General features: G+C 70.4%; 24 protein-coding genes and 1 pseudogene. 11 read left to right on the top strand and 14 right to left on the bottom strand.

Features of this window, described 5'->3' with window-relative positions; genetic code table 11:
- Positions 1-71: 71 nt before the first annotated feature.
- Complete coding sequence (locus tag WCD84_RS12730; protein WP_343281589.1) at positions 72-1,616, bottom strand: BCCT family transporter; 1,545 nt, start codon at positions 1,614-1,616, stop codon at positions 72-74.
- 231 nt (positions 1,617-1,847) lie between these two features.
- On the opposite strand from WCD84_RS12730, the gene WCD84_RS12725 reads away from it, so the two are divergent.
- Positions 1,848-2,720, top strand: a complete 873-nt coding sequence (locus WCD84_RS12725; RefSeq protein ID WP_343256083.1) for a hypothetical protein — start codon at positions 1,848-1,850, stop codon at positions 2,718-2,720.
- Between the two features lie 60 nt (positions 2,721-2,780).
- Here WCD84_RS12725 and WCD84_RS12720 read toward each other — a convergent pair whose 3' ends face one another.
- The 4 genes from WCD84_RS12720 to WCD84_RS12705 form a co-directional block, all read right to left on the bottom strand.
- Entirely contained in the window at positions 2,781-4,703 is a 1,923-nt protein-coding gene (locus WCD84_RS12720) for an N-acetylmuramoyl-L-alanine amidase (RefSeq protein WP_343281588.1), read from the bottom strand.
- Between the two features lie 200 nt (positions 4,704-4,903).
- Positions 4,904-6,733, bottom strand: a complete 1,830-nt coding sequence (lpdA, locus tag WCD84_RS12715) for a dihydrolipoyl dehydrogenase (RefSeq protein ID WP_343281587.1) — start codon at positions 6,731-6,733, stop codon at positions 4,904-4,906.
- Between the two features lie 96 nt (positions 6,734-6,829).
- Entirely contained in the window at positions 6,830-8,020 is a 1,191-nt protein-coding gene (locus tag WCD84_RS12710; RefSeq protein WP_343281586.1) for a mechanosensitive ion channel family protein, read from the bottom strand.
- A 7-nt stretch (positions 8,021-8,027) separates the two neighbouring features.
- A complete protein-coding gene (locus tag WCD84_RS12705) occupies positions 8,028-9,491 on the bottom strand; it encodes a dihydrolipoyllysine-residue acetyltransferase (RefSeq protein ID WP_343281585.1) in 1,464 nt (487 codons plus the stop codon).
- A gap of 248 nt (positions 9,492-9,739) precedes the next feature.
- Between WCD84_RS12705 and WCD84_RS12700 the strand changes: the two genes are divergently transcribed.
- Positions 9,740-10,360: an OmpW/AlkL family protein gene (locus WCD84_RS12700; RefSeq protein ID WP_343281584.1), complete on the top strand. Its 621-nt coding sequence runs from the start codon at positions 9,740-9,742 to the stop codon at positions 10,358-10,360.
- 79 nt (positions 10,361-10,439) lie between these two features.
- Here WCD84_RS12700 and WCD84_RS12695 read toward each other — a convergent pair whose 3' ends face one another.
- Both WCD84_RS12695 and WCD84_RS12690 read right to left on the bottom strand, forming a co-directional pair.
- Complete coding sequence (locus WCD84_RS12695) at positions 10,440-11,288, bottom strand: DMT family transporter (protein WP_343281590.1); 849 nt, start codon at positions 11,286-11,288, stop codon at positions 10,440-10,442.
- Positions 11,289-11,402: 114 nt separating this feature from the next.
- Positions 11,403-12,455, bottom strand: coding sequence for an NAD(P)-dependent alcohol dehydrogenase (locus WCD84_RS12690; protein WP_343281583.1), 1,053 nt, complete (start codon positions 12,453-12,455; stop codon positions 11,403-11,405).
- A gap of 114 nt (positions 12,456-12,569) precedes the next feature.
- Between WCD84_RS12690 and WCD84_RS12685 the strand changes: the two genes are divergently transcribed.
- Positions 12,570-13,052 (top strand): YajQ family cyclic di-GMP-binding protein, encoded by a 483-nt coding sequence (locus tag WCD84_RS12685; protein ID WP_343256089.1) that lies wholly within the window; start codon positions 12,570-12,572, stop codon positions 13,050-13,052.
- Positions 13,052-13,576, top strand: coding sequence for a DUF1415 domain-containing protein (locus tag WCD84_RS12680; RefSeq protein ID WP_343256090.1), 525 nt, complete (start codon positions 13,052-13,054; stop codon positions 13,574-13,576). Before WCD84_RS12685 ends, WCD84_RS12680 begins: the two co-directional genes overlap by 1 nt.
- 578 nt (positions 13,577-14,154) lie before the next feature.
- Here WCD84_RS12680 and WCD84_RS12675 read toward each other — a convergent pair.
- On the bottom strand, positions 14,155-14,862 hold the full coding sequence (locus WCD84_RS12675; protein WP_343281582.1) for a 16S rRNA pseudouridine(516) synthase: 708 nt from the start codon (positions 14,860-14,862) through the stop codon (positions 14,155-14,157).
- Positions 14,859-16,019: a class I SAM-dependent methyltransferase gene (locus WCD84_RS12670; RefSeq protein ID WP_343281581.1), complete on the bottom strand. Its 1,161-nt coding sequence runs from the start codon at positions 16,017-16,019 to the stop codon at positions 14,859-14,861. Before WCD84_RS12670 ends, WCD84_RS12675 begins: the two co-directional genes overlap by 4 nt.
- 140 nt (positions 16,020-16,159) lie before the next feature.
- On the opposite strand from WCD84_RS12670, the gene WCD84_RS12665 reads away from it, so the two are divergent.
- Positions 16,160-16,420 carry a hypothetical protein gene (locus WCD84_RS12665; protein ID WP_343256188.1) on the top strand — a complete coding sequence of 87 codons (261 nt, stop codon included), beginning with the start codon at positions 16,160-16,162 and terminating at the stop codon, positions 16,418-16,420.
- 91 nt (positions 16,421-16,511) lie between these two features.
- On the opposite strand, the gene WCD84_RS12660 is transcribed toward WCD84_RS12665, so the two are convergent.
- The 4 genes from WCD84_RS12660 to WCD84_RS12645 are packed head-to-tail and all read right to left on the bottom strand — an operon-like array spanning position 16,512 to position 21,592.
- Positions 16,512-19,040 carry an ABC transporter permease gene (locus tag WCD84_RS12660; RefSeq protein ID WP_343281580.1) on the bottom strand — a complete coding sequence of 843 codons (2,529 nt, stop codon included), beginning with the start codon at positions 19,038-19,040 and terminating at the stop codon, positions 16,512-16,514.
- Complete coding sequence (locus WCD84_RS12655) at positions 19,037-19,759, bottom strand: ABC transporter ATP-binding protein (RefSeq protein ID WP_343279610.1); 723 nt, start codon at positions 19,757-19,759, stop codon at positions 19,037-19,039. The genes WCD84_RS12660 and WCD84_RS12655 overlap by 4 nt, the downstream gene beginning before the upstream one ends.
- A gap of 57 nt (positions 19,760-19,816) precedes the next feature.
- On the bottom strand, positions 19,817-20,581 hold the full coding sequence (locus tag WCD84_RS12650; protein WP_343281579.1) for a M23 family metallopeptidase: 765 nt from the start codon (positions 20,579-20,581) through the stop codon (positions 19,817-19,819).
- A gap of 3 nt (positions 20,582-20,584) precedes the next feature.
- Entirely contained in the window at positions 20,585-21,592 is a 1,008-nt protein-coding gene (locus tag WCD84_RS12645; RefSeq protein WP_343279612.1) for a L,D-transpeptidase family protein, read from the bottom strand.
- Between the two features lie 211 nt (positions 21,593-21,803).
- Between WCD84_RS12645 and WCD84_RS12640 the strand changes: the two genes are divergently transcribed.
- From WCD84_RS12640 to WCD84_RS12620, 5 genes and pseudogenes are all read left to right on the top strand, one after another.
- Complete coding sequence (locus WCD84_RS12640; RefSeq protein ID WP_343281578.1) at positions 21,804-22,514, top strand: arylesterase; 711 nt, start codon at positions 21,804-21,806, stop codon at positions 22,512-22,514.
- A gap of 57 nt (positions 22,515-22,571) precedes the next feature.
- Entirely contained in the window at positions 22,572-23,141 is a 570-nt protein-coding gene (locus tag WCD84_RS12635) for a DUF3016 domain-containing protein (RefSeq protein ID WP_343281577.1), read from the top strand.
- Between the two features lie 7 nt (positions 23,142-23,148).
- Positions 23,149-23,418: pseudogene (locus WCD84_RS12630) on the top strand (DUF4031 domain-containing protein); the annotation flags it as partial.
- Between the two features lie 54 nt (positions 23,419-23,472).
- Positions 23,473-23,940: a peptide-methionine (R)-S-oxide reductase MsrB gene (msrB, locus tag WCD84_RS12625; RefSeq protein ID WP_343256191.1), complete on the top strand. Its 468-nt coding sequence runs from the start codon at positions 23,473-23,475 to the stop codon at positions 23,938-23,940.
- A gap of 80 nt (positions 23,941-24,020) precedes the next feature.
- On the top strand, positions 24,021-24,284 hold the full coding sequence (locus WCD84_RS12620; RefSeq protein ID WP_343281576.1) for a DUF3297 family protein: 264 nt from the start codon (positions 24,021-24,023) through the stop codon (positions 24,282-24,284).
- Between the two features lie 72 nt (positions 24,285-24,356).
- On the opposite strand, the gene WCD84_RS12615 is transcribed toward WCD84_RS12620, so the two are convergent.
- The gene (locus tag WCD84_RS12615) at positions 24,357-24,833 is read right to left on the bottom strand and encodes a PepSY domain-containing protein (protein ID WP_343281575.1); all 477 of its coding nucleotides are present in this window, start codon (positions 24,831-24,833) and stop codon (positions 24,357-24,359) included.
- Between the two features lie 164 nt (positions 24,834-24,997).
- On the opposite strand from WCD84_RS12615, the gene WCD84_RS12610 reads away from it, so the two are divergent.
- Positions 24,998-25,351: a BON domain-containing protein gene (locus tag WCD84_RS12610; protein ID WP_343281574.1), complete on the top strand. Its 354-nt coding sequence runs from the start codon at positions 24,998-25,000 to the stop codon at positions 25,349-25,351.
- Positions 25,352-25,569: the final 218 nt, after the last annotated feature.

The following is a 25,569-nucleotide window of genomic DNA, read 5'->3' as shown; positions in this document are numbered from 1 at the left end:
TGCGTGCGCTCTCCCCTCGTCGATCCACGCAGGCCCTGCAGAAGCCCCGGACTCCCCGGGGCTTCGACTTGTCAGGCGCCGGGCTCCCGCTCGCGGTCGCGCGCGATCCACTCCTCGATCGCACGGCGGGCGCGGCGCTCTTCCGCCTTTTCACGCATTGCCTCGACGCCCAGCACGCGCTGCAGGCCCACCATCACGCCGATCATCAGCAGCGCGAACGGCAGCGCGGCCACGGTGATCAGCGTCTGCAGCGCTTCCAGCCCACCGGCCATGAGCATGGCCGCGGCGATCAGGGCGATGGCGATGCCCCAGGCGAACTTGCGCGACAGGGGGGGATCGCCAGCGGTTTCGCCGGACATCAATCCAAGCACCAGCACCGCGGAGTCCGCCGAGGTGATGAAGAAGATCACCAGCAGCAGGATGGTCACGCCGGACAGCAGCTGCGCGAACGGCAGGCCGGCGTACATGCTGAACAGCACGGTCTCGTAGCCCTGCGCCAGCGCTCCCGCCATGTCCCCGCCGCCGAACATCTGCCCCCACAGCGCGGCGCCGCCGAAGGTGGCGAACCAGGCGAAGCCGAGCAGGCTCGGCACCGCGACCACCCCCAGCACGAACTCGCGCACGCTGCGGCCGTAGGAGACGCGGGCGATGAAGGAGCCGACGAAAGGCGACCACGAGATCCACCAGGCCCAGTAGAAAATCGTCCAGTCGGCCACCCAGGTGCTTTCGGAGAACGGCGCCATGCGCAGGCTCATCTCGATGAGGTGGTCGAAGTAGCTGCCCAGCGAGGTGGTGAAGATCTCGAAGATGAAGCCCGTGGGACCGAGCAGGGCCACCGCCAGCAGGAGCACGCCGGCAAGGATCAGGTTGAAGGTCGACAGCCATTTGATGCCGCGGTCCACGCCGCTGGCGCTGGAGGCCATGTACAGCACGAAGCACGCGCCGATCACCGCCAGCTGCATGCCCAGGCCGGTGGGCAGGCCGAACACGCGCGCCATGCCGGCGCTGATCTGCATGGTGCCGAAGCCCAGCGTGGTGGCCACGCCGATGGCGGTGGCCACCACCGCGACGATGTTGACCAGCGTGCCGATCCAGCCCAGGTGGCGGTCGCCGATCAGCGGCTGCAGCAGGTCGCTGATCAGGCCGCGGCCGCCGCGGTTGTACTGGAACCAGGCGATCGCCAGGCCCATCAGCGCGTAGATCGCCCACGGGTGCAGTCCCCAGTGGAAGAAGGTGTAGCGCATGGCTGCGCGGGCGGCCTGCGGGCTGCCCGACGGCAGGCCTTCCGGCGGGTTCACCAGGTGCGAGACCGGCTCTGCGGCACCCCAGAACACCAGGCCGATGCCCATGCCCGCGGCGAACAGCATCGACAGCCAGGCCAAGCCGGAAAACTCGGGCTCCGCGTCACGCCCGCCGATGCGAAGTCGCGCAAAGGGCCCGAACGCCAGGTAGGCCAGGAACACGAGCGTGAGGAACACGATCAGCAGGTACAGCCAGCCGGCATGGCCGATCACCGCGGTCAGTGCCGCGGAGGTCAGCGTGCCGAACGGACCGGGCGCAAACCCGGCGATCACCGCCAGGGCCACGACCAGCAGCAGCGAAATGCGGAACACCATGGGCGGATCCCCGTTGTGCGACCGGATGCGGACGACAGCATAGGCTGTCACGAGACGTGACATGACGCCCGATGCCGGCCGGCGCCGCAGCGACAAACCGCCGCAGCGTTTTCACGCGTTTGCCACCGGTTGGCGTTCGACACTGCACGCCCCCCAACAGCGAAGGCCCCCAAAATGACCTGCGCGCATCACCGCACTTCCATCAAAACCCTGCAACACGCCGCCCTCACCGTGGCACTGGCGGCCATCGCGTCACCTGCGTTCGCCCAGGACGGCAATGAGCGCGACGACCGCTTCACGCTGCGCCTGAGCGCCTTCAACCCGGGCGCCGACCTGCGCCTCGGCGTCGATGGCCAGGCCAGCGACGGCACCGACACCGTGACCTTCTCCGACGCCGCCACGCTCGATACCGGCGACGACTGGCGCCCCCGCGGCGCCCTCAACGTCCGCATCACCGACCGCCAGTCGATCGGCGCCAGCTACTACGATTACGAGAACGACGATGCCTGGAGCTTCGGCGGCGGCATCACCAACCCCGGCCCCCCGCCGGGCAACCCGATCACGCTGCCGGCGGTGGATGCCTCCGGCCGGATCAAGTTCGCGATGGCGTCGCTGCACTACGAGTACGCGATCGTGGCCACGCCGGCCCTGGAATGGGGCCTGGGGCTGGGCGCGACCCACGTCGACCTCGAGACGATCGCCGACGCCGCCTGGACGGGGACCGACGAAATCGACGCCGGCTCCGCGCGCATGCGCGACGAGGTCTCGGGCTGGAGTCCCGCCGTCCACACGCGGCTGACCTGGCGCCCGGCCGATCGCTGGCGCGTGGATTTCGAGGGCCAGTACCTGGACACCGACTGGGGCGACTTCGTCGACGAGGACGGCCACTTCGAGCGTGCCGGCGTGGTCGTCGAATACCTGGTGACCGAACGCCTCGGCGTGCACGTCGGCTACGACTGGTTCCGGCTGAAGCTCCGCGACCGGTTCGCCGGGACCATCGTGCCACCGGCCGAGGCCGGCCTGGCCGACATCGACTACGCCGGCACCGGCAGCGCCCAGCTCAAGGTGCACGGCCCGATGGCGGGCGTGACGTTCCGGTTCTGATGCTGCAAGCCTGACGTGAAGCCGCCGCGGGGCCGGCATCCCGGACCCGCGGCGCGTACCTCAGTTCCTGACCTGCACGTCGTCGATGTAGACGTTGATGTCCCAGCTGGTGTTGGCGTGGTACAGCCAGATCGCATCCAGCTTCACGCTGCTCGCGGTGATCGCGCCGTTGCCGCCGACCCAGGCGTTCCACTGCGCGGCGTCGGTGAGGCTCCAGGAGACGTAGGTCCAGCTGTTGGCGGCGAGGCTGCGGCTGACCGAACGCTCGGTGCCATCGCTGTCGTCGATGCCCATGGCCACGCTCATGCCGCTGCCACCGGCGTAGACCCAGAAGCCGACGCTGCCGTTGGCGCGCGACAGCGCCGTGTTGCTGCCCGGGTTGCCCGCACCCGACAGCAGGCGTACGGCCCAGCTTGCCGACGTATTGGGGTTGTCCTTGAGCAGCACGCGCAGCGAGCAGCTGCCGTTCCTGCGCGTGGCACAGGTGCGGGTGGCGGTGGACGCCGTCGAGATGCCGGTCGTGCTGCCCGAGTACGCCGGGCCGGTGTTGAAATGCCCGGCGCTGCCCTCGAACGAGTCGAGGATGCGGGTACTGCCGCCGGAGCCCGGATTCAGCCGCGTGTAGTAGCTGGCCCAGTTCCAGTTGATGCCCGGATCGGTATGGGTCTGGCCGCTGAAGTGCTGGTGGCCCTTGATCTTGACCGAGGTCGGCAGGACGTTGATCCCGCTGCTGGGCGCGCCCCTGTAGGCGCTGGCGCAGCTGATGGCGCTGTACTTCGAGCAGAAGCTGCGCACCAGCGCCGCCGAGGCGTTGTACATCGCGGTGGTGTACCAGCTGCTGTTGTTGACGTAGCCCTCGTGCTCGATGCCCAGGGTATAGCTGTTCTGGTTGCGCACGTGCCAGGCGGTGTGGGCGTTGCGCACCATCTGCGTGACCTGGCCGTCGGAGCTGCGGATCACGTAGTGCGCGCTGACGTTGGACGAGGAGTTCTTGAACCAGCTGATGGTGCCGGCGTAGCTGCCCTGCGCGGTGTGCAGGGTGACCGCGCTGACCGCGGCGCTGCGCGAGGCGTTGTAGTTGCTGGAATGCGCCGGATTCCAGATCGCCGGGCCGTAATCCGTGCTCTGCGCGCGCAGGCTGCCGTCGCGGTCCTTCTTCGAGGCCTTGCGCACCAGCTGCTCGCTCACCGGATCGATGGCGAAGCCGTCGACTTCGATGCGGTCGCCCTCCACGTCCAGGCGCACGAACGGCGCCTGCAGCTTCACCAGCGTCGGCACGTCGAAGGCGCGCTCCCAGGCCACCGCCGTCTGCGGCACGACCATGCCCTTCTCGTCGACGCCGCGGTCCCGGGCCAGCAGCACGTCGAAGGCGAAGCTGGCGCGCGCGTAGTCGTCGATCTCGCCGCCGCCAGGCGCGGCGGAGTAGCCGGCATAGCGTGCAAGCTCCGGCGCCAGCGACTCCAGGTCACGCACGTCCTTGCCGCGCAGCTGGCGGCCGAGCAGCGTCGCGGCGGCCATGATGTTGGTGGCCGGGTCGTTCTTCACCCGCTCCATGGGGACGCCGAGCAGAGCGGCGGCCTCGCCGACCTGGTCGGCGAAGCCGTCGCCGGCGTAGAGCCCCATCACGCCGTGGGCGGCGGGCATGTGGTGGTGGTCGCCCATCGCGCCGGCATCGTCGGCGCGGACGTTGTGCCAACGGCTCTGCACGTAGGCGATGGCTTCAAGCGTCCCGCGGGGGATCTGCGGATACGCCGCGTAGGCGCGCGCGAAGTGCGAAGGGTAGGCCGCACGCTCGATGCGCAGCCGCGTCTCTTCCTGGCGCAGGCGCTGGTCCATGGCGCGCTCCTGGCGTTCGAACTCCACTGCGTCGGGCTGCAGCCGGTCCCTGGTCTCCGATGCCGAGGCGTTCGCCGCCACGCCCGCCATGCCGATGCAGGCGACGGCCACGGCCACGCCCAAGGACGTTCTCTTTGCAGATGTCATCTCACCCCTCCTGGTTGCGCTTGCGCGCGGGATCCAGGCATCCCCAAGCGCCTGGAACGGGCGCGAGTGGCCCGTTTGCCCAGTTGGGGGCAGCGCAGCAGGTGGCGACAGATGGGGCCGTCCCTAGATCGACCGGAAAGGCGAAGCCCGTCCGCGGAAAGCGCGGACGGGATCACGGTTTCAATGCGGACCGCGCGAACTCAGCCGCGCTTCTTCGGCATGTACAGGTCGGTGATGGTGCCTTCGAAGGCCTCGGCCGCCATCGCCACCGACTCCGAAAGCGTCGGGTGCGGGTGGATGGTGTGGCCGATGTCGGCGGCCTCGGCACCCATTTCGATCGCAAGCGCCACCTCGGCGATCAGCTCGCCCGCGTGCACGCCGACGATGGCGCCGCCGATGACGCGCTTCGTCTCGTCATCGAACAGCAGCTTGGTGAAGCCCTCGCCGCGGCCGATGCCGACCGCGCGCGCGCTCGCCGCCCACGGGAACTTCGCCACGCCCGGCGTGATGCCCTTCGCCTTCGCCTCGGTCTCGGTGACGCCGACCCAGGCGATCTCCGGATCGGTGTAGGCGACCGACGGGATCACCCGTGCGATCCACTCGCGCTTTTCGCCGGCCGCCACTTCGGCCGCGAGCTTGCCCTCGTGCGTCGCCTTGTGGGCCAGCATCGGCTGGCCGATCAGGTCGCCGATGGCGAAGATATGGCGCACGTTGGTGCGCATCTGAGCGTCGACCTCGATGAAGCCGCGCTCGCCCACCGACACACCGGCCTTTTCGGCGTCGACGCGACCCCCGTTGGGCACGCGACCCACGGCCACCAGCACGCGGTCGAAGCGCTTGCCGTCGGGGATGCTGTCGCCTTCGAAGCTGCAGCTGATGCCGTTCTTCTGCGCCTTGGCATCCACCACCTTCGTCTTCAGGTGGATCGCAACGCCCTGCTTCTTCAGCCGGTCGGCCAGCGGCTTGACCAGGTCCCTGTCTGCACCCGGCATCAGCTGGTCGGCCAGCTCCACCACGGTGATCTCGCTGCCAAGCGCGCGGTACACCGTCGCCATCTCGAGGCCGATGATGCCACCGCCAACGACGAGCAGCTTCTCCGGCACGTCGGCCAGTTCGAGCGCGTCGGTGGAATCCATCACCCGCGGGTCGTCCCAGGGGAAGCCCGGAAGCTCGAGCGCCTGCGAACCGGCGGCGATGATGCACTGCTCGAAGCGCAGCAGTTGCGTGTCGCCATCGGCGCCGGTGATCTCGAGTTCGTGGGCCGACACGAAGCCGCCGCTGCCGGTGACCACGCGCACCTTGCGCTGCTTCGCCATTCCGGCCAGGCCCTTGTTGAACTGGCCGACCACGTTCTGCTTGTGGCCGCGCAGGGCATCGATATCGATCTTCGGCTTGCCGAAGCTGATGCCGTAATCGGCGGCGTGGGCGGCCTCGTCGATCACCGCCGCGGCATGCAGCAGCGCCTTGGAGGGAATGCAGCCGACATTTAGGCAGACACCGCCCAGTTGTTCATGGCGTTCGACCAGGACCACGTCCATGCCGAGGTCGGCGGCGCGGAAGGCGGCGGTATAGCCACCGGGACCGGCGCCGAGCACGACCAGCGCGCACTCGATGTCGGCCTTGCGGCCGCTGGATGCCGCGGCCGCGGGTGCCTGCGGCTCGGCGGGCGCGCGGTGTGAGCGCGCGACCGGCGGCTTGCCGGGGCCGGCGGCATCACTTGCGGCCTTCCCCGTCGCATCGTCGTCGGCCTTGTCGGCCTTGTCGGCCTTGTCGCCGGCGCCCGCAGGCGCCTCGGCGTCCAGGACCACCACCACGCTGCCCTCGGCCACCTTGTCGCCGACCTTGATGCGCAGTTCGCGCACCACGCCGGCAGCAGACGAGGGCACTTCCATCGTGGCCTTGTCGGACTCCAGCGTCGCCAGCCCCTGGTCGACGGCGACGGTGTCGCCGACGCCCACGAGCACTTCGATCACCGGCACGGCGTCATAGCCCCCGATATCGGGAACCTTCACTTCAACGGAATTGGCCATCGAACCTGTCTCCAACAGTGGATCGGTGAGGGGCACTGCCGCAGCACGGTGCCGGGGACGCGGCAGGCCGGAAACCGGCCACGGACCGCTGCGCGCTCATGCGCGGCCACCTGGATCCGGGTCGCGTCCCCCGGTGCCCGGCGCGTCGGACCCGGACTCCAGTTGCGCGGCCAGCGCCTCGTCGGCGTCGAGCTGGCGCTGGGCGTCGACCTGGGCGTCGTTGCGCGACAGCGCCGCGCGCTCCGAATCGTCCAGGGTTGCCAGTTGCGGAGCGTCGCGCCGATCGTCACCGGCGCCCACGTCAGCGCGGCTGCCGGAGGCGTCGCCACCGCGCAGCGCGGACAGGGCCGCATCGCCTTCCAGTCCGAACGCGCTGCGCAGGTGCAGGTCGCGCTGCGGGAAGGGAATGCCGATGCCGTGCGCCTTCAGCGACGTATCGAGCTCCCACAGGTACGCCGCCTGGATCGCGGAATTGCGGCGCGCCGCGGTCTCGCCCAGCCATACCGCCAGCACGAACTCCACCGCGTTGTCGCCAAAGTTGACCAGCCACACCTGCGGCGCTTTCGGACCGTCCATCGACAGCGTGAACGGCACCCGCGACGCGGCCTCGAGCGCGGCCTTCTTGACCAGTTCCTTGTCCACCCCGTAGGCGACGCCGAAGCGGATCCGGATCCGGCGCAGCGACGACCGCAGGGTCCAGTTGACCACGCGTCCGCTGACGAACTCGGAGTTGGGCACCAGCACGTCGATGTCGTCGTTGGTGGTGATGCGCGTTGCGCGGATGTTGATCGCCTGCACCGTGCCGCGCACGTCGGCATCGAGCTCGACGAAGTCGCCGACCTTGAGCGAACGGTCGAACAGCAGGATCAGGCCGGACACGAAGTTGCTGAAGATCGCCTGCAGGCCAAAGCCCAGGCCCACGCCCAGTGCGCCGGCGAACACCGCGAACCTGCCGACCGGGATCCCGGCCACCTCCAGCGCGACCAGGAACCCGATCACCAGGACCAGGTAGTGCACGAGGCGCGAGATGGTGTAGATGGCCGCCTGGTTGGCGTTGGCATTGCGGTCGCCGTAACGCTTCAGCGCGCGCCGCGACACCAGGGACAGCAACCACGCCACCACCACCACCGCCAACGCGACGAGCAAGCCACCGGGCGTGACGCTGATGCCGGAAACATGGACCAGCGGCGCGTCGAGCCAGGGCAACAGCCCGTCGGCACCACGCTCGGCGGCGTCGCGGACGCGGTCGCCGGCAGCGTCGAGCGCACCACCTTCGCCAGGCGCCATCATCGGCTTACAGCAGCACCCGGCGCATATCGGCAAGCATCTCCGCCAGATAGGCGGTGAAGCGCGCGGCCGCCGCACCATCGATCACCCGGTGGTCGTAGGACAGCGACAGCGGCAGCACCAGCCGCGGCTTGAACTTGCTCCCGTTCCAGACCGGCCGCATCGCCGCGCGCGAGACACCGAGGATGGCGACCTCGGGCGCGTTGACGATCGGCGTGAACGACGTACCGCCAATCCCGCCCAGCGAACTGATCGAGAAACAGCCGCCGCTCATCTGCGCCGGGCCGAGCTTGCCGTCACGCGCCTTCTTCGCCAGCTCCCCGGTTTCGGCGGCGATCTCCATCACCCCCTTCCGGTCGCAGTCGCGGACCACCGGCACCACGAGGCCACCGGGGGTGTCGGCGGCAAAGCCGACGTGGAAGTACTTCTTCAGCGTCAGCGTCTCGCCGGAGGCGTCGAGCGACGCGTTGACCTGCGGGTATTTCCGAAGCGCGGACACCGCGGCCTTCATGATGAAAGCCAGCATGGTGAGCTTGGTCCCGGACTTCTCATGCTCCTTGTTGAGCGCGACGCGCAGCGCTTCAAGATCGGTGATGTCGGCGTCGTCGTGATGGGTGACGTGCGGGATCATCGCCCAGTTGCGCGCGAGGTTGGCGCCGCTGATCTTCTGGATCCGGGTCAGTGGCTGCTCTTCGATTTCGCCGAACTTCGAGAAATCGACCTTGGGCCAGGGCAGCAGGGACAGCCCACCGCCGCCGGCGACCGCGCCGCCCGCGCCAGCGCCGCCCTGCAGCGCGCCCTTGACGAACTGCTGCACGTCTTCGCGGACGATGCGGCCGTTGCGCGCACTGCCCTTGACCTGCAGCAGGTCGACGCCGAGCTCCCGCGCGAACAGGCGTACCGCGGGACTGGCATAGGGCACCTTGTCCGGCATCAGCGCGTCGGCATCGAAGCGCCTCGGCGGCCCGGTGTCTTCGGCCGGGATCACGCCGGCCTGGCGGTCGATCGATGCCTGGGCGAGGTTGTCGGCGGTCCCGGACACTGCAACAGGCGGCACCCGGGTCCCGGTTTCGGCGGCCGGCGTGACCTTGGCGTCTGATTCGGGCTGGGCACGCTTGGCGTCGCGGGCGGCGTCGGCGTCGGCGTCGCCAGCGTCGCCATCGGGCTTCGGCGCGGCCTCGGCGCTTCCGGAGCCGGCCTCGCCAGCCGCGTCGGATTCCGCTTCGGCCCCGGACGGCTCGATCAGCGCCACCACGCCGCCTTCGGAAAGCGTGTCGCCGACCTTCACCTTGACCTCGCGAACAGTGCCCGCGAACGGTGCCGGAACCTCCATCGTGGCCTTGTCGGACTCCAGGGTGATCAGGCTCTGGTCCTTGTCGACCGTATCGCCAGCTGCGACCAGCACCTCGATCACCGGTACGTCGTCGAAACCTCCGATGTCCGGTACGCGTGCTTCCTGGGGGCTGGCCATCGGGGTCTCCACGGGGCGATCGGGCGGACCGCTATTGTGGCCCCGCCCGCGGCACCCGCCAAGCTCGCGTGTCCCGGACCATGGTCAGTGGCGATTCACCGGCGTCGGCGCCCGGTGCAATCGATGAACCGGATGTGTGCAAGTGCCCGCTCGCGCACCGATTGCGACAAGCGCGATTCATGCTCGCCTCGATAGGGTGGCCGCGTCCCAACCCCGGGACCATATGTTCGTAACGAGGAGACTCCCCCATGTCCCCCATGAAGATCCTGATTCCGGCCGCACTGGCCATTGCCATCACCCCGACCGCCTTCGCCCAGGACGCCGGCAGCGCTGCCGACAAGCGCGTCTCCGTCGTCGCCGGCTATTCGATGGTGGAGCCGACCCGCAACCCCGAGATCGCCGGAACGCGCACCGAGTTCGACGGCGAGGGTACGCCCACGCTTGGCGTCACCTACCACATCACCGACAACTGGGGCGTTGAAGCCTGGGCGGCGGACAGCTACGGCCAGCGCGTCAACGCCGGCGGGGCCAAGGTCGGCAGCGTCGACGCCCAGCCGTACTCGCTCAGTGGCCAGTACCGCTTCGGCACGCCGGACAGCACCGTGCGCCCGTTCGTGGGCCTCGGCTACCACGAGACCAACTACGACAACGAGAGCGCCACGCCAAGCGGTGACCGCGTGGGCGTGGAAACCGCCAAGGGTGCGGTGGCGACGGTCGGACTGGACGTCAACATCACCCCGACCTGGTTTGCCCGCGCCGATGCGCGCTATTTCCAGGCCGACTCCGACGTGAAGATCAACGGTGTCGACGCCGGCGAGGCCAAGCTCGACCCGGTCGTGCTCGGCGTGGGCGTCGGCGCGCGATTCTGACGCCGGTCCCATGCGAACCACGGAGACGGGCCCTGCGGGGCCCGTTTCCATTTCCGTCCGCCGCGATGCCGCCTTGGCCTCAGTCGGCTGCCACCGGCTGCGCCTTGACCACGCGCTCCCGCCGCATCATGTACAGCCCGCTGACGACGATGATCGCCGCGCCCAACCAGGTCATGCCGTCGGGCAGCGCCTGCCACAGCACCAGGTCCAGCAGCACCACCCACAACAGGGCGGTGTATTCCAGCGGCGCGATCAGCGAGGCCTGGCCCAGGCGGAAGGCGTGGGTCAGCGCGACCTGCCCCAGGCTGCCGGACAGCGCGATGCCCGCCAGCAGCCAGGCGTCGGCCATCCGCAGGGGCACCCACTGCGGCCAGGCCAGCAGTCCCGCGCCCATGGCGACCATGGCCAGGAACCAGAACACCAGTGACTGCGCGCTGTCGCGCTGTGCCAGCATCCGCACGATCACCACCGAGGCCGCGTAGCAGACCGTCGCGAACAGCACCAGCAGCCCGGCGTTGGTGAACACGCCCTCCCCGCCCGGGCGCAACACCACCAGGACGCCGACGATGCCGACCACGATCGCGGTCCAGCGTCGCGGACCGACGTGCTCGCGCAGCAGCGGCACCGCCAGCGCCGTGACCAGGAGCGGCCCGACGAAGGTGATCGCATAGGCGGTGGACATCGGCAGGTCGCGCAGGCCGGCGACGAAGCACGACAGGAAGGCCACGCCAAGCACGCCGCGCAGCAGGTGCAGCGGCCAGTGGATGCGAAACAGCGAGCGCAGGCCGGTGGTCGCTGCCGCCCAGGCCAGCACCAGCGGCAAGCCGACCAGTCCGCGCAGCGCCGCCACCTGCATGGGCGGATAGTGCCCCGCCAGCTGCTTCATGCAGGCATCCATCACGCACAGCACCGCGACCGCGATGAGCATCGCGGCGATGGCGCGACGGTGGTCGCGCGCGGCCACCTCTTCGCTGGCATCGACGGTGCCGCCGACAGCCGCGTCCGCCGCCGTTCCGGGTCCAACCGGGTCCATTGACCGCGCTCAGCCGCCGAACGTGGCGGCGTCGATCACGAAGCGGTAGCGCACGTCGCCGCGCAGCATGCGTTCGTAGGCCTCGTTGATGCCGGCGGCGTCGATCAGCTCGATGTCGCTGGCCACGCCGTTGGCGGCGCAGAAGTCGAGCATTTCCTGGGTCTCGCGAATGCCGCCGATCAACGAACCGGCCAGCCGGCGGCGGCCCATCACCAGTGCACCCGCCGACACCGGCGTCGGCTCGGGCATCCCCAGCAGGACCATCGTGCCGTCGATCTTCAGCATGCCCAGGTAGAGGTTGTAGTCGTGGGCGGCGGAGGCGGTATCGAGGATCATGTCGAAGCGCTTGGCCAGGCGTCGCGCCGCGCCGCGATCGCTGCCGGCCACCACTTCGAAGGCATGGGCGCCCAGCTTCAGCGCGTCCTCGCGCTTGCGCTCCGAGGTGCTGAGCACGGTCACGCGCGCGCCCATCGCGACGCCCAGCTTGACCGCCATGTGGCCGAGCCCGCCCAGGCCGACCACGCCGAGCTCGTCGCCGGCCTTCAGCCCGAAGTGGCGCAGCGGCGAGAACGTGGTGATGCCGGCGCACAGCAGCGGCGCGGCGCGATCCAGCGGCAGGCCGTCCGGAATCCGCAGCACGTAGTCCTGGTGCACGGTGATGCGCGTGGAATAGCCGCCTTGGGTGACTTCGCCGGTGGACGGATCGACGCTGCCGTAGGTGGCGACCATGCCCTTGTCGCAGTACTGCTCCTCGCCCGCCGCGCACTGCTCGCAGCTGCGGCAGGAGTCGACGAAGCAGCCCACGCCGACCGCATCACCCACCTTGTACCGCTCCACGCCTTCACCGACCGCGGCAACATGGCCGACGATCTCGTGCCCAGGCACCAGCGGGTAGTCCACCGCGCCCCACTCGCCGCGCACGGTGTGGAGGTCGGAATGACAGATGCCGCAATAGCGGATGTCGATCAATACTTCGCCGGCGCGCGGCTCGCGGCGCTCCAGGCTCCAGGGCGCCAGCGGCGCGGTGGCCGAGGTGGCGGCATAGGCGGCGGTCTTGTACATGGACGGACTCCGGGAATGGCCGTGGGGGCGGCCGGGCGCCCATGATGCACGAGGCCCGCGCCGACCGCGTTGCGGTACCCTGAGGCCCCTTCATTCCAAGGTGGTTACCGCGCCATGCCGTCCTTCGACATCATCTCCGAAGTCGACACCCACGAGCTGACCAACGCCGTCGACCAGGCCAACCGCGAGCTGACCACGCGCTTCGACTTCAAGGGCGTGGATGCAGCCTTCGAGCGCGAGGACGCGGTGATCACCCAGCGCGCGCCGAGCGAATTCCAGCTGCAGCAGATGACCGACATCCTGCGTGCCCGCCTGGCGGCGCGGAAGATCGACACCCGCTGCCTGGAGTTCGGCGACGTCGAGACCAACCTCGCCGGCGCGCGCCAGAAGGTCACCGTCAAGCAGGGCATCGAACGCGACCTGGCGAAGAAGATCGGCGCCGAGATCAAGGCCGCCAAGCTCAAGGTCGACACCCAGATCAACGGCGACAAGCTGCGCGTGACCGGCAAGAAGCGCGACGACCTTCAGGACGTCATGGCGCTGCTGCGGGGCAAGGAGTTCGAGCAGCCGCTGCAGTTCGACAACTTCCGCGACTGATGGATCCGCTGGAAGACACCCGCCGCTGGCTCCAACGCGCGGTCATCGGCCTCAACCTCTGCCCCTTCGCCAAGGCCGTAGTCAACAAGGGCCAGGTGCGGATGGTGCTGAGCGGGGCTCGCGACGAGGCCGCGCTGCTGGCCGAACTCGGCGAAGAACTGGCGCGCCTGCGCGACACGCCGGCGGCCGATGTCGACACGACGCTGATCGTGCATCCGCACGTGCTGGGCGACTTCCTCGACTACAACGACTTTCTCGAGACCGCCGACGCGCTGGTCGCGGAACTCGGCCTGGAAGGCGAGCTGCAGGTCGCGAGCTTCCACCCGCAGTACCAGTTCGCGGGCAGCGAGCCGGACGACATCGCCAACTACACCAACCGCTCGCCCTGGCCGACCCTGCACCTGCTGCGCGAGGACAGCGTCTCGCGCGCGGTCGAGGCGTTTCCAGATCCCGACGAGATCGTCGAGCGCAACGTCGAGACGCTGGAAAAGCTGGGCCATGCCGGCTGGCGTGACCTGTTCTAGGGGGTCATCGGGGCTGCGGCAGGGCGAGAGGCGGATCAGGATCAAGGCCCAGGAGCCCAGGAGCCGGGGGCTGCGGGCTGCGGGCTGCGGGAGGGAGCGTGCCTCTCCGAGGGGGACATGGACCGGCGAAGCAGCCGTCCATGGCTGATTCGCCTACCGCGCACATCCATGTGCGCTGTCCATGTCCCCCTCGAAGAGTCCCGCTTTCGCGAGTCCGGGGATTGCGGCTTCGGAGGGTTTTCGAAGCTCACCAATCTGGTGCGTTCGCCGTTCGCCGTTCGCCGTTCGCCGTTCACCGCAGGCGCAGCCCTGCTTGGCGCCACGCCGGCGCGATCATGGTGGTGCAGGAGCCGGATGGCGGGGGGAGTGCGGAGAGTGGGCCATGGATGGCCCACGCCCCCGCTTCCAGCCATGGATGGCTGGCGGCGGGGCGGAGCACTCCCCCCGCCAGCCGGCTCCTGCGGCGCGCGCCTGCACTCGTGACTATGCGCCGCCGGCCAGGATGGTGGCACTTCCGGAACCCTGTTCGCGGCTATAGCCGCTCCTACAAAAAGGCCGCGGAGACTGTCGGCCGTCCGTCAGCGACCGGGGCTGAAGATCGCGTCGCGGCCGGCCTCGTCGAGCATGTGCCACTGCCCTTCCGGCAGGTCGCCGAGGGACAGTCCGCCCACGTGGCTGCGATGCAGCGCATCGACGTGGTTGCCCACCGCCGCGAACATCCGCCGCGCCTGGTGGTAGCGGCCCTCGTGAAGGGTCAGCCGCGCCCGGGTGGGCGAAATGACCTCGAGCTCCGCCGGCAGCAGCGGCGTGTCGTCGGACTCCAGCATCAGCGTACCGCTGGCGAACGCGGCGACCTCGTCCCCGCGCAGCGGTTCCGCCAGCGTCGCCTCGTACACCTTCGACAGCTTCGACTTCGGGGAGATGATCCGATGCAGCAGCTGGCCGTCGTCGGTCATCAGCAGCAGGCCGCTGGTGTCGCGGTCCAGCCGCCCCACCGTCGACAGCGTCGGCGAACGCAGCGCGAAGCGCTCCGGCAGCAGCTCGTAGACCAGGCGGCCGCGATCCTTCTTGGAGCAGGTGTAGCCGGCCGGCTTGTGCAGCATCAGCAGCAGGCCCGGCGGCGGGTCCAGCGGCTCGCCGTCCACGCGCACATCGGCCCGCTCGGGCTGGTCGTCCGCGTACAGCACTTCGCCCGCCGCATCGGTCACCCGACCTTCGCGGAACATCAGCGCCACCTGCTTGCGGCTGCCGTGGCCCAGGTTGGCCAGCGTCTTGACCAGCTTCATCGCCGCATCCGCGCCTCGCGCGCATCCCAGCTGCCACGCGGCTCACGCGGCTCGCGCGCGGGCCGCGGCGGACGCGCACCCGTGGACTTCACCGCCTCCACCACCTTGAACCCGCCCTCCTGCGCTACCAGGCGCACCTCGCCAAAGCCGGCGCCCAGGGTCTCTTCATAGGGCAGGTGGCGGTTGGCGACCAGCCACAGCCGGCCACCGGGGCGCAGCGCCTGGGCGGCCGCAGCAATGAAGGCGCGGCCGACGTCGGGACGCTCGCGGCCGTCGGGCACGTGGAACGGCGGATTGCTGACCAGCACGTCGTAGCCCGTCGCAATGCCCGCGGTCACGTCCTGCCAATGGAAGCCCAGGGCCACGCGCGGCGCATGGCCGGCGAGGTTGTGCCGCGCCAGCGCCAGGGCGCGGGCGTCGGCTTCGAAAACGTCCAGTGCGGTGACGCCGGGGCAGCGCTCGAGCAGTTCGGCCGACAGGTAGCCGTAGCCGGCGCCGAGGTCGGCGGCGCGGCCAGCGAGGTCGCTCGGAAGATGCCGTGCGAGCAGCGCCGACGCCGGGTCGACGCGGTCCCAGGCGAAAACGCCCGGCCGGCTCAGGAAGCGGCCGCCTTCGATCCGTCGCGGTGCGTCGAGCCCGCGCCACTGCGCCGCCAGCGCCGGATCCGCGCCGGCCTGCCCGGCACGCGCCCAGAACACGCGGCATTTGTACTTGCTGCGCGTGCTGACCGGGCCGGCGATGCGCGCGAAGTCGGCCTCGGCGGACTTCGCGCCGGCATCGTTGGCGACGCTCGCGACCACGTACGCGCCCGGCGCCGCGCGCGCCAGGGCCTCGGCGAATGCTGCACGCGCCTCATCGCGCTGGCGCGGTGGAAGCAGCAGCACCAGCGGCCGGGCACCGGCGTCGCCGCCGATATCCGCCGGGGCACGGTCGCCCGAGCCCTCCGCGAGCCCATCGGTCACCGTGAAGCCGGCCCGCTGCAAGGCTTCGGCGTCCGGCTTGAATACGCTTTCGCAGGCAAGCCCGGGCCAGTCCTGCGGATCCAGCGCCGCGCCCGCGCGGGCACGCAGGAACAGCGCTTCCGCCTCGCGGGCCAGCGTGCCGTCGGCAAAAGGAAGGAGCAGCGCGTCGAGGGCGGCATCGCCAGGACTGGTCATTGAGGGTCGGGGACTCGATTCAAGGGCACGGGATTGTAGTGCGGCAACCGTCCCTGCACGGTCGACGAACGCATGCTTCATCCGGTGCGAATGCCGGATTTGCCAGCATCGGGCCAATCCCGGACCACAAGGAACCACGCATGCGCGCACTTTTCGTCGGCGGCCCCATCGACAACAGCGAGCTGGACATCGACGCCGAAACGCCGCCCACCCACTATCCCCCGGACACCGGCGGCGGGCAGCCGCGTTACCGGCTGCGCCAGATCGGTCGCAAGGGCGACGGGATCGCCTACGCGGTATATGGGGCTCCCGACAGCGCCGACGACGACGTCGCCTCGGTCGCCGAAGAGCGCAGCTACGCGCGGCGCTTCGAGGCCGAGCCCGAGTCCGTCACCGGCTGATCGGGGCGCGCCACGTGCACCCGGCGCGTGGCGCGCTCAGCCCTGCGGTTTGCCCAAGGCCATCGGCTGGCCCGCCGGTCCGGCCACCGCATCAACCCTGCAGTTCGCGCAGCGTTACCGCCGGTGGCGCGTCCAGCACGCGCCGCGTGGCCCAGAGCCCGGCCAGCAGGGCCGCGGCCATGCCGGCCAGGCCGCCAAGCGCCGCCATCGCGATGTCCGGCTCCCACGGCAGGTCGAACACCTGGGTGGCGACCACGCCCGCCAGCACCGAGGCCGCGACCGCCGCCACCACCCCCGAGAGCAGGCCGATGACCGCGAACTCCGAGGCCTGCGCCAGCCGCAGCTGCCGCCGGCTGGCCCCGAGTACTCGCATCACCCCGCCTTCGAGCAGGCGTTCGTCCTGGCTGGCGCTGATTGCAGCCAGCAGCACCAGCAGGCCCGCGGCCAGCGCGAACCAGAACACCACTTCAACGACCGTCGACACCTGGTCGGCGGTGCTGCGCACCTGCTGCAGCACCGCGTCGACGTCGATCACCGAGACGTTGGGATAGCGCTGCACCAGGGCGCGGGTGAACGCGGTATCGCCCTGCGGCACGCTGACCGCGGTGATCCAGCTGGCCGGATAGCCGTCCAGCGCGCCCGGCGAGAACAGCACGAAGAAGTTCGGCCGGAAGCTCTCCCACTCGACCTCGCGCAGGCTGGTGACGCGGCCCTCGATGCGGCGGCCGGCGATATCGAAGGCGACCCGGTCGCCCAGCCCCCAGCCCAGCGATTCGGCGAAGCCGGCCTCGACCGACAGTTCCGTGCCCTCGCCGCCGCCCGGCTCCCAGAACGCGCCCGCGGTGACCCGGTTGTCGTCGCGCAGCTCGGTGGCGGTGGACAGGTTGAACTCGCGGTCGGCCCGGCGCTGCGCGCGGCGCGAGTCTTCGTCACCGCCGCCGCCAGCGGCAAAATCGCTGCCGCTGACCGCCGCTCCGTTGTGCGTGGCCAGGCGCCCGCGGACCATCGGGTACAGCATCGGCTCGGCCAGGCCCTGCGCCGCGGCGATCGCGGCCACGCCGTTGATCTGGTCCTGCTGCACGTTGACGATGAAGCGGTTGGGCGCTTCCTCGGCCAGCGCCAGCTGCCAGCGCCCGACAAGGTCCGTGCGCACGAAGGTCAGCAGCAGCAGGGCCATCAGTCCGAGGCCGAGCGCGGACACCTGGGCGATGCTGGTGCCGGCCCGGCGGCTGACATTGGCCAGGCCGTAGCGCGCGGCGCCGCGCAGGCGCGTGCGCAGCCGGCGCACGGCCAGGATCATCAGCCAGGCGAGCAGCGCCAGCACGCCCAGGGTGGTGGCGATGCCTGCCAGCATCGCGATCGCAAGCGTCGCCGACCCCGCCTGCCACCACAGCAGCGCGCCGATGCCGGCGACGCCGGCGGCCAGCACGACCAGTGCGGCGGGCTCGGTGGGGTCGAGGTCGCGGCGCAGCACGCTCAGCGCCGGCACCCGGCGCAGGGCCAGCACCGGTGGCACGGCGAAGGCCAGCAGCACCACCATGCCCACGCCGTAGCCGCCAAGCGCAGGCAGCAGGCCCGCCGGCGGGATGTCGATGCCGAGCATGCCGGCCAGCCAGCCGGCGATCAGCCACTGCAGCCCCCAGGCAGCGGCGACCCCCGCGGTGCAGGCCATCAGCCCGAGCAGCAGCAGCTCGCCGATGTGGATGCCGGCCAGGGTCGCCTGGCTTGCACCGAGGCAGCGCATGACCGCCGCGCCCTGCAGGTGGCGCGCGCTGTGCCGGCGCGCGGCCATGGCCACCGCAACCGCGGCCAGCACCACCGACACCAGCGCAGCCAGCCCGAGGAAGCGGCCTGCGCGATCAAGCGCCGAGCGCACTTCGGGGCGCGCATCGGCGGCCGTTTCAAGCCGCTGGCCGCGTGCAAGGTTGCCGCGCGCGACGGCGGTGAAGCGCTCCACGGCGCCCGCATCACCCGCAACCACCAGCCGGTAGCGGATACGGCTGCCCTCCTGCACCAGCCCCGTCGCGGCGAGGTCCTGCGGGTGGATGAAGACCTTGGGCGCCACGTTGAAATAGTCCAGCGCGGCATCGGGCTCCTGCACCACCAGGGCCTCCAGCCGCAGCTCCAGGGTGCCGATGCCGACGCTGTCGCCGATGCTGGCGCCCAGGGTGTCGGCACCGCCGCGGCTCATCCACAGCGTGCCCGGTGCCGGGATCCCCCCGGTCGCGCGCTCGATGCCGTCGGCGCCGGCAATGCGGTACTCGCCGCGCAGCGGGAAGCCCTCGCCGATCGCACGCAGCTCGCCCAGCTTCAGCTGCGCCGCCTCGCCGCGGCCGACGCGCACCATGGTGTCGAGTTCGACGGTGTCCGCGTGCTGCAGGCCCGGGGCCAGCGACGCGTCCCGTGCCGGCCCTTCGATCGGCGCGTCTCCGCGCAGCACGGCGTCGCCGCCGAGCAGGCGGTTGGCCTCGATCGCCAGCGCGCGCGCGGCGCGGTCGGTGACAAAGCCGACCGCCGTGACCGCCACCACCGCCAGCACCAGCGCCGCCAGCAGGATGCGCACGTCGCCCGAGGCCAGGTCGCGCCTGAGCTGGCGCCAGGCAAGCCGCGCGACCCTCATGCCGCCGGGCCGCTGTCGGCCACCAGCCGCCCGCCTTCGATGCGCAGCGTGCGTCCGCAGCGCTCGGCCAGGTGTTCATCGTGTGTCACCAGCACGAGCGTGGTGCCCGCGTCCTGGTTGAGCGCGAACAGCAGCTCGATGATGGCTTGGCCGGTGCTGGTGTCGAGGTTGCCGGTGGGCTCGTCGGCGAACAGCAGCGAGGGTCCGGTGACGAAGGCGCGCGCCACCGCGACGCGCTGCTGCTCACCGCCCGACAGCTGCCGCGGATAGTGCCCCAGGCGCTCGCCAAGGCCGACGCGACCGAGGATTGCGCGCGCCGGTGTTTCGGCGTCGTCATCGCCGCGCAGCTCCAGCGGCAGCATCACGTTCTCAAGCGCCGTCAGCGAAGGCAGCAGCTGGAAGTTCTGGAACACGAAGCCGACCTTGTCGCCACGCACCTTTGCGCGGCCGTCCTCGTCGAGCGTGGACAGTGCTGCGCCGTCGACGGTCACCGTGCCCGAGCTTGGCGCATCGAGGCCCGCAAGCAGCGACAGCAGCGTGCTCTTGCCCGAACCGGAAGGCCCGACCACCGCCACGCTCTCACCCCGCGCGATGCTGAAGCCGACGCCGTCGAGGATGACCAGTTCGCCGCCGGGCAGCTGCACGCGCTTGCCCAGGGACTGCGCGACGAGCGCGGGCGCGAGGGTGCGGACGATGTCGGTCGATGCCTGTTCGGCCATGGAAACTTCCTGCTGCGGGGGACGCCAAGGATATCGGGCGCGGGCCCGGAAACGACGTCAGCGCTGCGCCGCGAACAGCGGATAGGGATCGATCGCCGTGCCCTTCCACCACTGTTTTTCCTGACCCAGCAGGAAAATGGCGAAATGCAGGTGCGGTGCGGCGGGATCGGCATTGCCGGTGCTGCCGACATAGCCGATGACCTCGCCCCGGCGAACCTGCTGCTGCTCCGCCAGCCCTGGCGCGTAGCGCTCCAGGTGCGCGTAGTAATAGGCGTAGCGTGCGCCCGGGTCGAACTGGTAGATGGTCAACCCGCCCAGCCGGCTGTCGAACAGCTTCTCGACGTGCCCGTCGGCCACCGCCAGCACCGGCGTGCCGGCGGGCGCCATGATGTCCAGCGCCTCGTGCACGCGGCCTTCGCTGCGGGCGTCTTCAAAGGTCGGCGAGAGCTGCGAGGGCGCCACGCCCCGGACCGGCACCATCAGGCCCGGGGGCGGTCCGGCAACGCTGTCGACGCGTCTGCCGGGCTCAGCCGGAGGCGCCGGCCGGGGCAAGACGCGTGTCTCTGCCGGTGGCCCCGCTGCGGCTGCGGTCGTGGCAGCGGGCGTGCCTGCAGACGGCGCGCTCGCGGCCTTGGGCGGCTGCACGCGTGGCGCAGTGGCCCTCGCGCTGGCAACCGGCTGCGTCGACGGGCCCTCCCCGGGCGGAACCGGCGGCGCCGGCGCGATCCGCAGGATGCGTGCACGCTCGGCGGGCGACATCGTCGCCGCGTGCAAGGCGGCCGCCAGCAGCAGGCCGGCGAAGATCCACGCCAGGTATTTCACTGGCTATTCCTGCAGCACCGCCGGAGTGCCGGGATCGACCGCGGCCGCAAGCGCGAGCACGTTCCAGTTGGTCAGCCGGATGCAGCCGTGGGAGTCGGTCTTGCCGACGTGCGCCGGCGCCGGCGTGCCGTGGATGCCGTAGTGCTCCTTGGACAGGTCCACCCAGGCCACGCCGACCGGATTGTTGGGCCCCGGTGCCAACGTGGCCTTGGCGTGCGCAGGATCCGCGTCCCAGAACAGTTCGGGGTTGTAGTGGAAGGTCGGATCGCGCGCGACGCCCTTGATCGTCCACTCGCCGATCGGCAGCGGATCGCGTTCGCTGCCCGTCGATGCGGGGTACTGGGCGACGATTTCGCCATCGGCGGACAGCAGCCGCACCACGGAGTCGGACTTGTCCACGACCACCTTCGCGACCTCCGGCAGCGGCGCGCCACCGTCGACCGCGGGCACTACGATGCGCGAGCCGACGACGGCGAGGTCCTTGTCCGGATTGAGCCGCTGCAGCAGGCCGGGGCTGGCATGGAACATTTCGCCCAGCGCCTCGGCCGCGCTTTCAAAACCGAGCGCTTCCAGCCGCGACTGTTCCATCATGTCGGCGGGCAGCGGCTTGAACGGACCCGCGATATCGGCGGCCGTGACCACGTATTCGACCAGGACCGGCGCGGCATCCTTGTCCAGCGCTTTCCACGTCGGCTCGTCCAGCTCGCCGCTGGCCGTGAGTCCGCGACTGCGCTGGAACGCGCTGATCGCGCGCTGCGTGTTGCCGCCGCCGCGGCCGTCGATTTCGCCGGGGGAAAAGTGCGCGCGATCCAGCAGCACCTGTGCACGCAGCATCGCGTCATCACCACTGGCCGCGGCGGGATCGTTCGCGGGATGCGTGGCAGGCACCGCCGCTGCCGCCTCCTGCGACGGTGCGTCCTGTGACGGTGCGTCCTGGCGCGCATGCGCCGTCGGCAGCGCGGTCCCGATCACGGTGCAGAGCACCAGGGCAAGTGGCTTGGCAAGCGTCATTCGGCAATCCTCGGTAGATGTCGCGGCGATGCTGCGCGAGCCGTGGAGCATGCAGCGTGAAAGACCGCCCGCCCTGCCCCGCCGGCGTTCAGGCCCGGCTTGCGAAGCCGCAGGCCTGCAGGCCGTGCAGTCGACGTCGACGCTAGGACGGCGGCCACTCGGGCATCATGTGTTCCTGCCGCGAAGCCGCGGCGCGAAACGGAGAACGCGGATGCTGCGAGGAACCCTGCCCGCCGGGCAGTGCCTGCCGGTGCGCCTGCTGCGCACGCTGCTGCCGGCCCTGGCCGCCCTTGCCTTGCTTGCCGCGGCGCCCGCGTCCGCCCGCCAGGCCGACGGGAGTGACGACACCCGGCGCACGGTCCTGGTGATGGGTGACTCGCTGTCGGCCGGCTACGGCCTGGCCGCCGACGAAGGCTGGGTTTCGCTGCTCGCCGCACGCCTCGCGCATGACTATCCCGGCTGCCGCATCGCCAACGCCAGCATCAGCGGCGAGACCAGCGCCGGCGGCTCGGCGCGGGTGGTCGGCGAGGTCCTGCATCATCATCCCGCAGTGGTGGTGATCGCACTCGGCGCCAACGACGCGCTCCGCGGCCTGCCGCTGGCCGAACTGCATCGCAACCTGGCACGCATGGTCGGTGCGTCGCAGCACGTCGGCGCCGAGGTGCTGCTGGTCGGCATGCGCATGCCGCCCAACCTCGGCCCCGAGTACGCGCGGGGCTTCGAGCGGGTCTACGAGCGACTGGCGGCGTTCTTCGACATCCCGCTGCTGCCCTTCCTGCTGGAGCCGGTCGCCCGCGACCGCACCAGCTTCCAGGACGACAACCTGCATCCCACCGCCGCCGCGCAGCCGGCGATCGCCGCGCACGCATGGCAGGCGCTCGTCCCGCTTCTGAACACTGCTTGTCCGCGGACCGCGCATTGATTGCAGCCCGTGGGCGCCGGTAGCAGACTGGAATGCCCCGCCGCAAGGAGCGCCGCCATGATTCGCGCCCGACGCATTCCCGGTTTCATCGCCGCCACCTTCCTCCTGGCCGCCCTGTCGCTTGCGGGCACGGCCGCCGCCATCGACGTCACCGATCCGGACTATCCGCGCAGCCTGGACCAGGATGGCCCGGTGGCGGTGTCGTGGTCGGATCCGGCCGGATTCAGCGAAGTACGCTTCAGCCGCAACAGGTTCGAAGCCAGGCGCGGCGACTGGGTCCGCGCGATCGCAAAGCATCTTGCGCGGCGCGCCGCCGCGGCACTCGCACCCGGCGAGCGCCTTGAAGTCGAGATCACCGACATCAAGCGCGCCGGCGAATTCGAACCTGCCGCCGGGCGCAGCGATCATGTGCGCATCGTCCGTGACATCTATCCGCCCCGGATCGACCTGTCCTACACGCGCTTCGACGCATCGGGCCAGATCGTGGACAGCGGTGCGCGCGAGCTCACCGACCTCGGCTTCCTGCAGCGGGCCGGGGGCACGGTGGCGATGGGCGACGCCCTGCGCCACGAGAAGCGCCTGATCGACGACTGGATCCGTCGCGACCTCTCCGGCAGGGGCGACTGACGGCCCGATGGCGGTCTATGTCGACGACGCGGTGACGCTCTGGCGCGGCCGCCGCTGGGCGCATCTGATGGCCGACACGCTGGACGAGCTGCATGCGTTTGCCGCCGCCCTGGGCATGCCGCGGCGTGCCTTCCAGGACAAGACCAGCGGCGCCCACTACGACGTCACCGCCGAGCTGCGGGAGCGCGCGATCGTGCTCGGTGCGGTGCCCATTTCCCGGCATCGCGACCGTGTGCAGATGCGCGCGGTCATTGCCAATGCCCGCCGCCAGGGGCGCCGTAACGCCGTCGGGGACGATAATGGCGGCGATGAATTCCCACAGGAGCCGCGCATGACCGCCTTCGACCTCTCCCCGCCGGACGATGCCAGCCGCCGCAGGCTCAGCGAGGCTCTCGACGACGAGGCCCGCCGGGTGCTCCTCGCCCACGGCACCGAAGCCCCGTTCTGCGGCGCCTTCCTCGACAACAAGCGCGAGGGCACCTATACCTGCGGCTTCTGCGGCCTGCCGCTGTTCCGCGCCAGCGCGAAGTTCGACTCCGGCACCGGCTGGCCCAGCTTCACCACGCCCGTGGACCCCGCGCACATCCGCTACGTGCGCGACAGCAGCCACGGCATGGTGCGGGTGGAAGAAGTCTGCGCGCGCTGCGGCAGCCACCTTGGCCATGTCTTCCCCGATGGCCCACCGCCCACCGGCGAGCGCCACTGCCTGAACTCCGTGTCCCTGGACTTCACTGCCGACGGCGACCCGCTGCCGGACCTGCTGGGCCGCGGTGCGCCCGAGGGCCTGCCGGCCGCCTGAGCGGCGTCCACGGCCGCGCCCGGGTATCCTCTTGCGCCGCGCGCCTCGGCACGCATCGCGTCTCCAGCACGGAATCCACGATGACCCAGACCACGCCGCCCGACCGCCTCAGCAACGACCCGCGCAGTCCCCACTACGACGAGGAGGCCATGCAGCGCGGCATCGGCATCCGCTTCAACGGCGACGAGCGCACCAACGTCGAGGAATACTGCATCAGCGAGGGCTGGATCCGGGTCGCCGTGGGTCGTGCGCTGGACCGCCGCGGCAACCCGATGACGATGAAGATCAACGGCAGCGTGGAGCCCTATTTCCGCGATGCTGCCGACGCAGGCGACCCCGCCTGACGCACGCGGAACGGGGCGCCCGCAGGCGCCCCGTGATCGCAGGGGTTTGCCACGCGATGCTGCCGCGCGGCCTCAGTCGCGATCCTTGCCCACCACCCGTCCGGTGTCGGGATCCAGGGTGAGATCCACGCCCTTGCCGTTTGCGTCGTCGGCTTCGGCGGTCCACATGCCGTCGTCGAACTCGACGTCATGCACCTTGGTGTAGCCGGCGGCCGAAAGCTTCGCGCGCACGTCGGCCTCGCTCAACCCCGCGACCCTGTCTTCGGGATAGATGGTGCCGTTGGCCGGATCGATGCGCAGTTCCACGCGCTGGCCGTCGGCGCTGCGCGCATCGGCCTTCCAGACGCCGTCCTCGAACTCGACGTCGTTGACCTTGGTATACCCCTGGGCTTCGAGCGTGGCCCGGACCTGGGGTGCGGTCATGGCATCTGCTGACGCACCGGCATCCTGCGCGGCGGCCGAACCCATGGCGCACAGGGCCAAGGAAAGCCCCAACGCCAGCCCGCTTGCGTACTTCGTGCCTGCGCATTTCATGCCTGAGTACTTCATGGATGTGTCTCCTTGATCGGGGTGTCGGCAGTGTCGATGTCACGGCGCGAACTGCGGATGAAAATCGCGCGGTTCCCGTTCAGCGCCGCGCGCGCCGCTCACGCTCCGTCGATGCGCACGACCGGAGAATCGCAAGCTCCCCCACACAGCGGAGCACTGCAAAGATGAACACGCGCATCCAGCACAGCGGCCTCATCGCCGCCGCCCTCGCCCTGCTCGTTGCCGGTGGCAGCGCCGTGGCCAATGACAAGGACCCGCCGACCGACCGCAGCGCCACGACTGACTCGGATCAGCCCGTCGATGACACCTGGATCACCACCAAGGTCAAGGCCAGCCTGCTTGCGGACGAAGACGTCGCCGGGCTGCAGGTCGACGTCGAGACGGTCAACGGCGTAGTGACCCTGAGCGGTGATGTCGACAGCCAGGTGCAGGTCGACGAAGCCCTCCGCATCGCGTCCGGCATCGAGGGCGTGACCGATGTCGATACCACGGGCCTGCGCGTCGACCCGACCGAATAGGTCCGCGCGGACTGCGTTGCACACAGACACCGGCCACGCGCCGGTGTCTTTTTTGGTTCTTCTCCCGACTGCGTGGGGGGCTTTCGGTTGATTGCTCCGGGAGGGTGTGCGCTGCCCGCCGTGGAGGCAGGGGGGATGCCCAGCCGGAATATGCGCATCCTGCTCCCAGTTCCGGCCGCCGGCCATCCATGGCCGGCTCTGGGCATCCCCCCTGCCTC

This window comes from Luteimonas changyuni (assembly GCF_039548395.1).
Classification (GTDB): domain Bacteria; phylum Pseudomonadota; class Gammaproteobacteria; order Xanthomonadales; family Xanthomonadaceae; genus Luteimonas.
The sequence above is the reverse complement of the archived record's forward strand: the minus strand, read 5'-3'. Positions and strand labels throughout refer to the sequence as shown.

Excerpts from the sequence above, each read along its gene's own strand:
- WCD84_RS12730 (WP_343281589.1), bottom strand. The coding sequence starts at position 1,616 with ATGGTGTTCCGCATTTCGCTGCTGCTGGTCGTGGCCCTGGCGGTGATC.
- WCD84_RS12720 (WP_343281588.1), bottom strand. The coding sequence starts at position 4,703 with ATGACATCTGCAAAGAGAACGTCCTTGGGCGTGGCCGTGGCCGTCGCC.
- lpdA (WP_343281587.1), bottom strand. The coding sequence starts at position 6,733 with ATGGCCAATTCCGTTGAAGTGAAGGTTCCCGATATCGGGGGCTATGAC.
- WCD84_RS12710 (WP_343281586.1), bottom strand. The coding sequence starts at position 8,020 with ATGGCGCCTGGCGAAGGTGGTGCGCTCGACGCTGCCGGCGACCGCGTC.
- WCD84_RS12705 (WP_343281585.1), bottom strand. The coding sequence starts at position 9,491 with ATGGCCAGCCCCCAGGAAGCACGCGTACCGGACATCGGAGGTTTCGAC.
- WCD84_RS12700 (WP_343281584.1), top strand. The coding sequence starts at position 9,740 with ATGTCCCCCATGAAGATCCTGATTCCGGCCGCACTGGCCATTGCCATC.
- WCD84_RS12695 (WP_343281590.1), bottom strand. The coding sequence starts at position 11,288 with ATGCTCATCGCGGTCGCGGTGCTGTGCGTGATGGATGCCTGCATGAAG.
- WCD84_RS12690 (WP_343281583.1), bottom strand. The coding sequence starts at position 12,455 with ATGTACAAGACCGCCGCCTATGCCGCCACCTCGGCCACCGCGCCGCTG.
- WCD84_RS12685 (WP_343256089.1), top strand. The coding sequence starts at position 12,570 with ATGCCGTCCTTCGACATCATCTCCGAAGTCGACACCCACGAGCTGACC.
- WCD84_RS12680 (WP_343256090.1), top strand. The coding sequence starts at position 13,052 with ATGGATCCGCTGGAAGACACCCGCCGCTGGCTCCAACGCGCGGTCATC.
- WCD84_RS12675 (WP_343281582.1), bottom strand. The coding sequence starts at position 14,862 with ATGAAGCTGGTCAAGACGCTGGCCAACCTGGGCCACGGCAGCCGCAAG.
- WCD84_RS12670 (WP_343281581.1), bottom strand. The coding sequence starts at position 16,019 with ATGACCAGTCCTGGCGATGCCGCCCTCGACGCGCTGCTCCTTCCTTTT.
- WCD84_RS12665 (WP_343256188.1), top strand. The coding sequence starts at position 16,160 with ATGCGCGCACTTTTCGTCGGCGGCCCCATCGACAACAGCGAGCTGGAC.
- WCD84_RS12660 (WP_343281580.1), bottom strand. The coding sequence starts at position 19,040 with ATGAGGGTCGCGCGGCTTGCCTGGCGCCAGCTCAGGCGCGACCTGGCC.
- WCD84_RS12655 (WP_343279610.1), bottom strand. The coding sequence starts at position 19,759 with ATGGCCGAACAGGCATCGACCGACATCGTCCGCACCCTCGCGCCCGCG.
- WCD84_RS12645 (WP_343279612.1), bottom strand. The coding sequence starts at position 21,592 with ATGACGCTTGCCAAGCCACTTGCCCTGGTGCTCTGCACCGTGATCGGG.
- WCD84_RS12640 (WP_343281578.1), top strand. The coding sequence starts at position 21,804 with ATGCTGCGAGGAACCCTGCCCGCCGGGCAGTGCCTGCCGGTGCGCCTG.
- WCD84_RS12635 (WP_343281577.1), top strand. The coding sequence starts at position 22,572 with ATGATTCGCGCCCGACGCATTCCCGGTTTCATCGCCGCCACCTTCCTC.
- msrB (WP_343256191.1), top strand. The coding sequence starts at position 23,473 with ATGACCGCCTTCGACCTCTCCCCGCCGGACGATGCCAGCCGCCGCAGG.
- WCD84_RS12620 (WP_343281576.1), top strand. The coding sequence starts at position 24,021 with ATGACCCAGACCACGCCGCCCGACCGCCTCAGCAACGACCCGCGCAGT.
- WCD84_RS12615 (WP_343281575.1), bottom strand. The coding sequence starts at position 24,833 with ATGAAGTACTCAGGCATGAAATGCGCAGGCACGAAGTACGCAAGCGGG.
- WCD84_RS12610 (WP_343281574.1), top strand. The coding sequence starts at position 24,998 with ATGAACACGCGCATCCAGCACAGCGGCCTCATCGCCGCCGCCCTCGCC.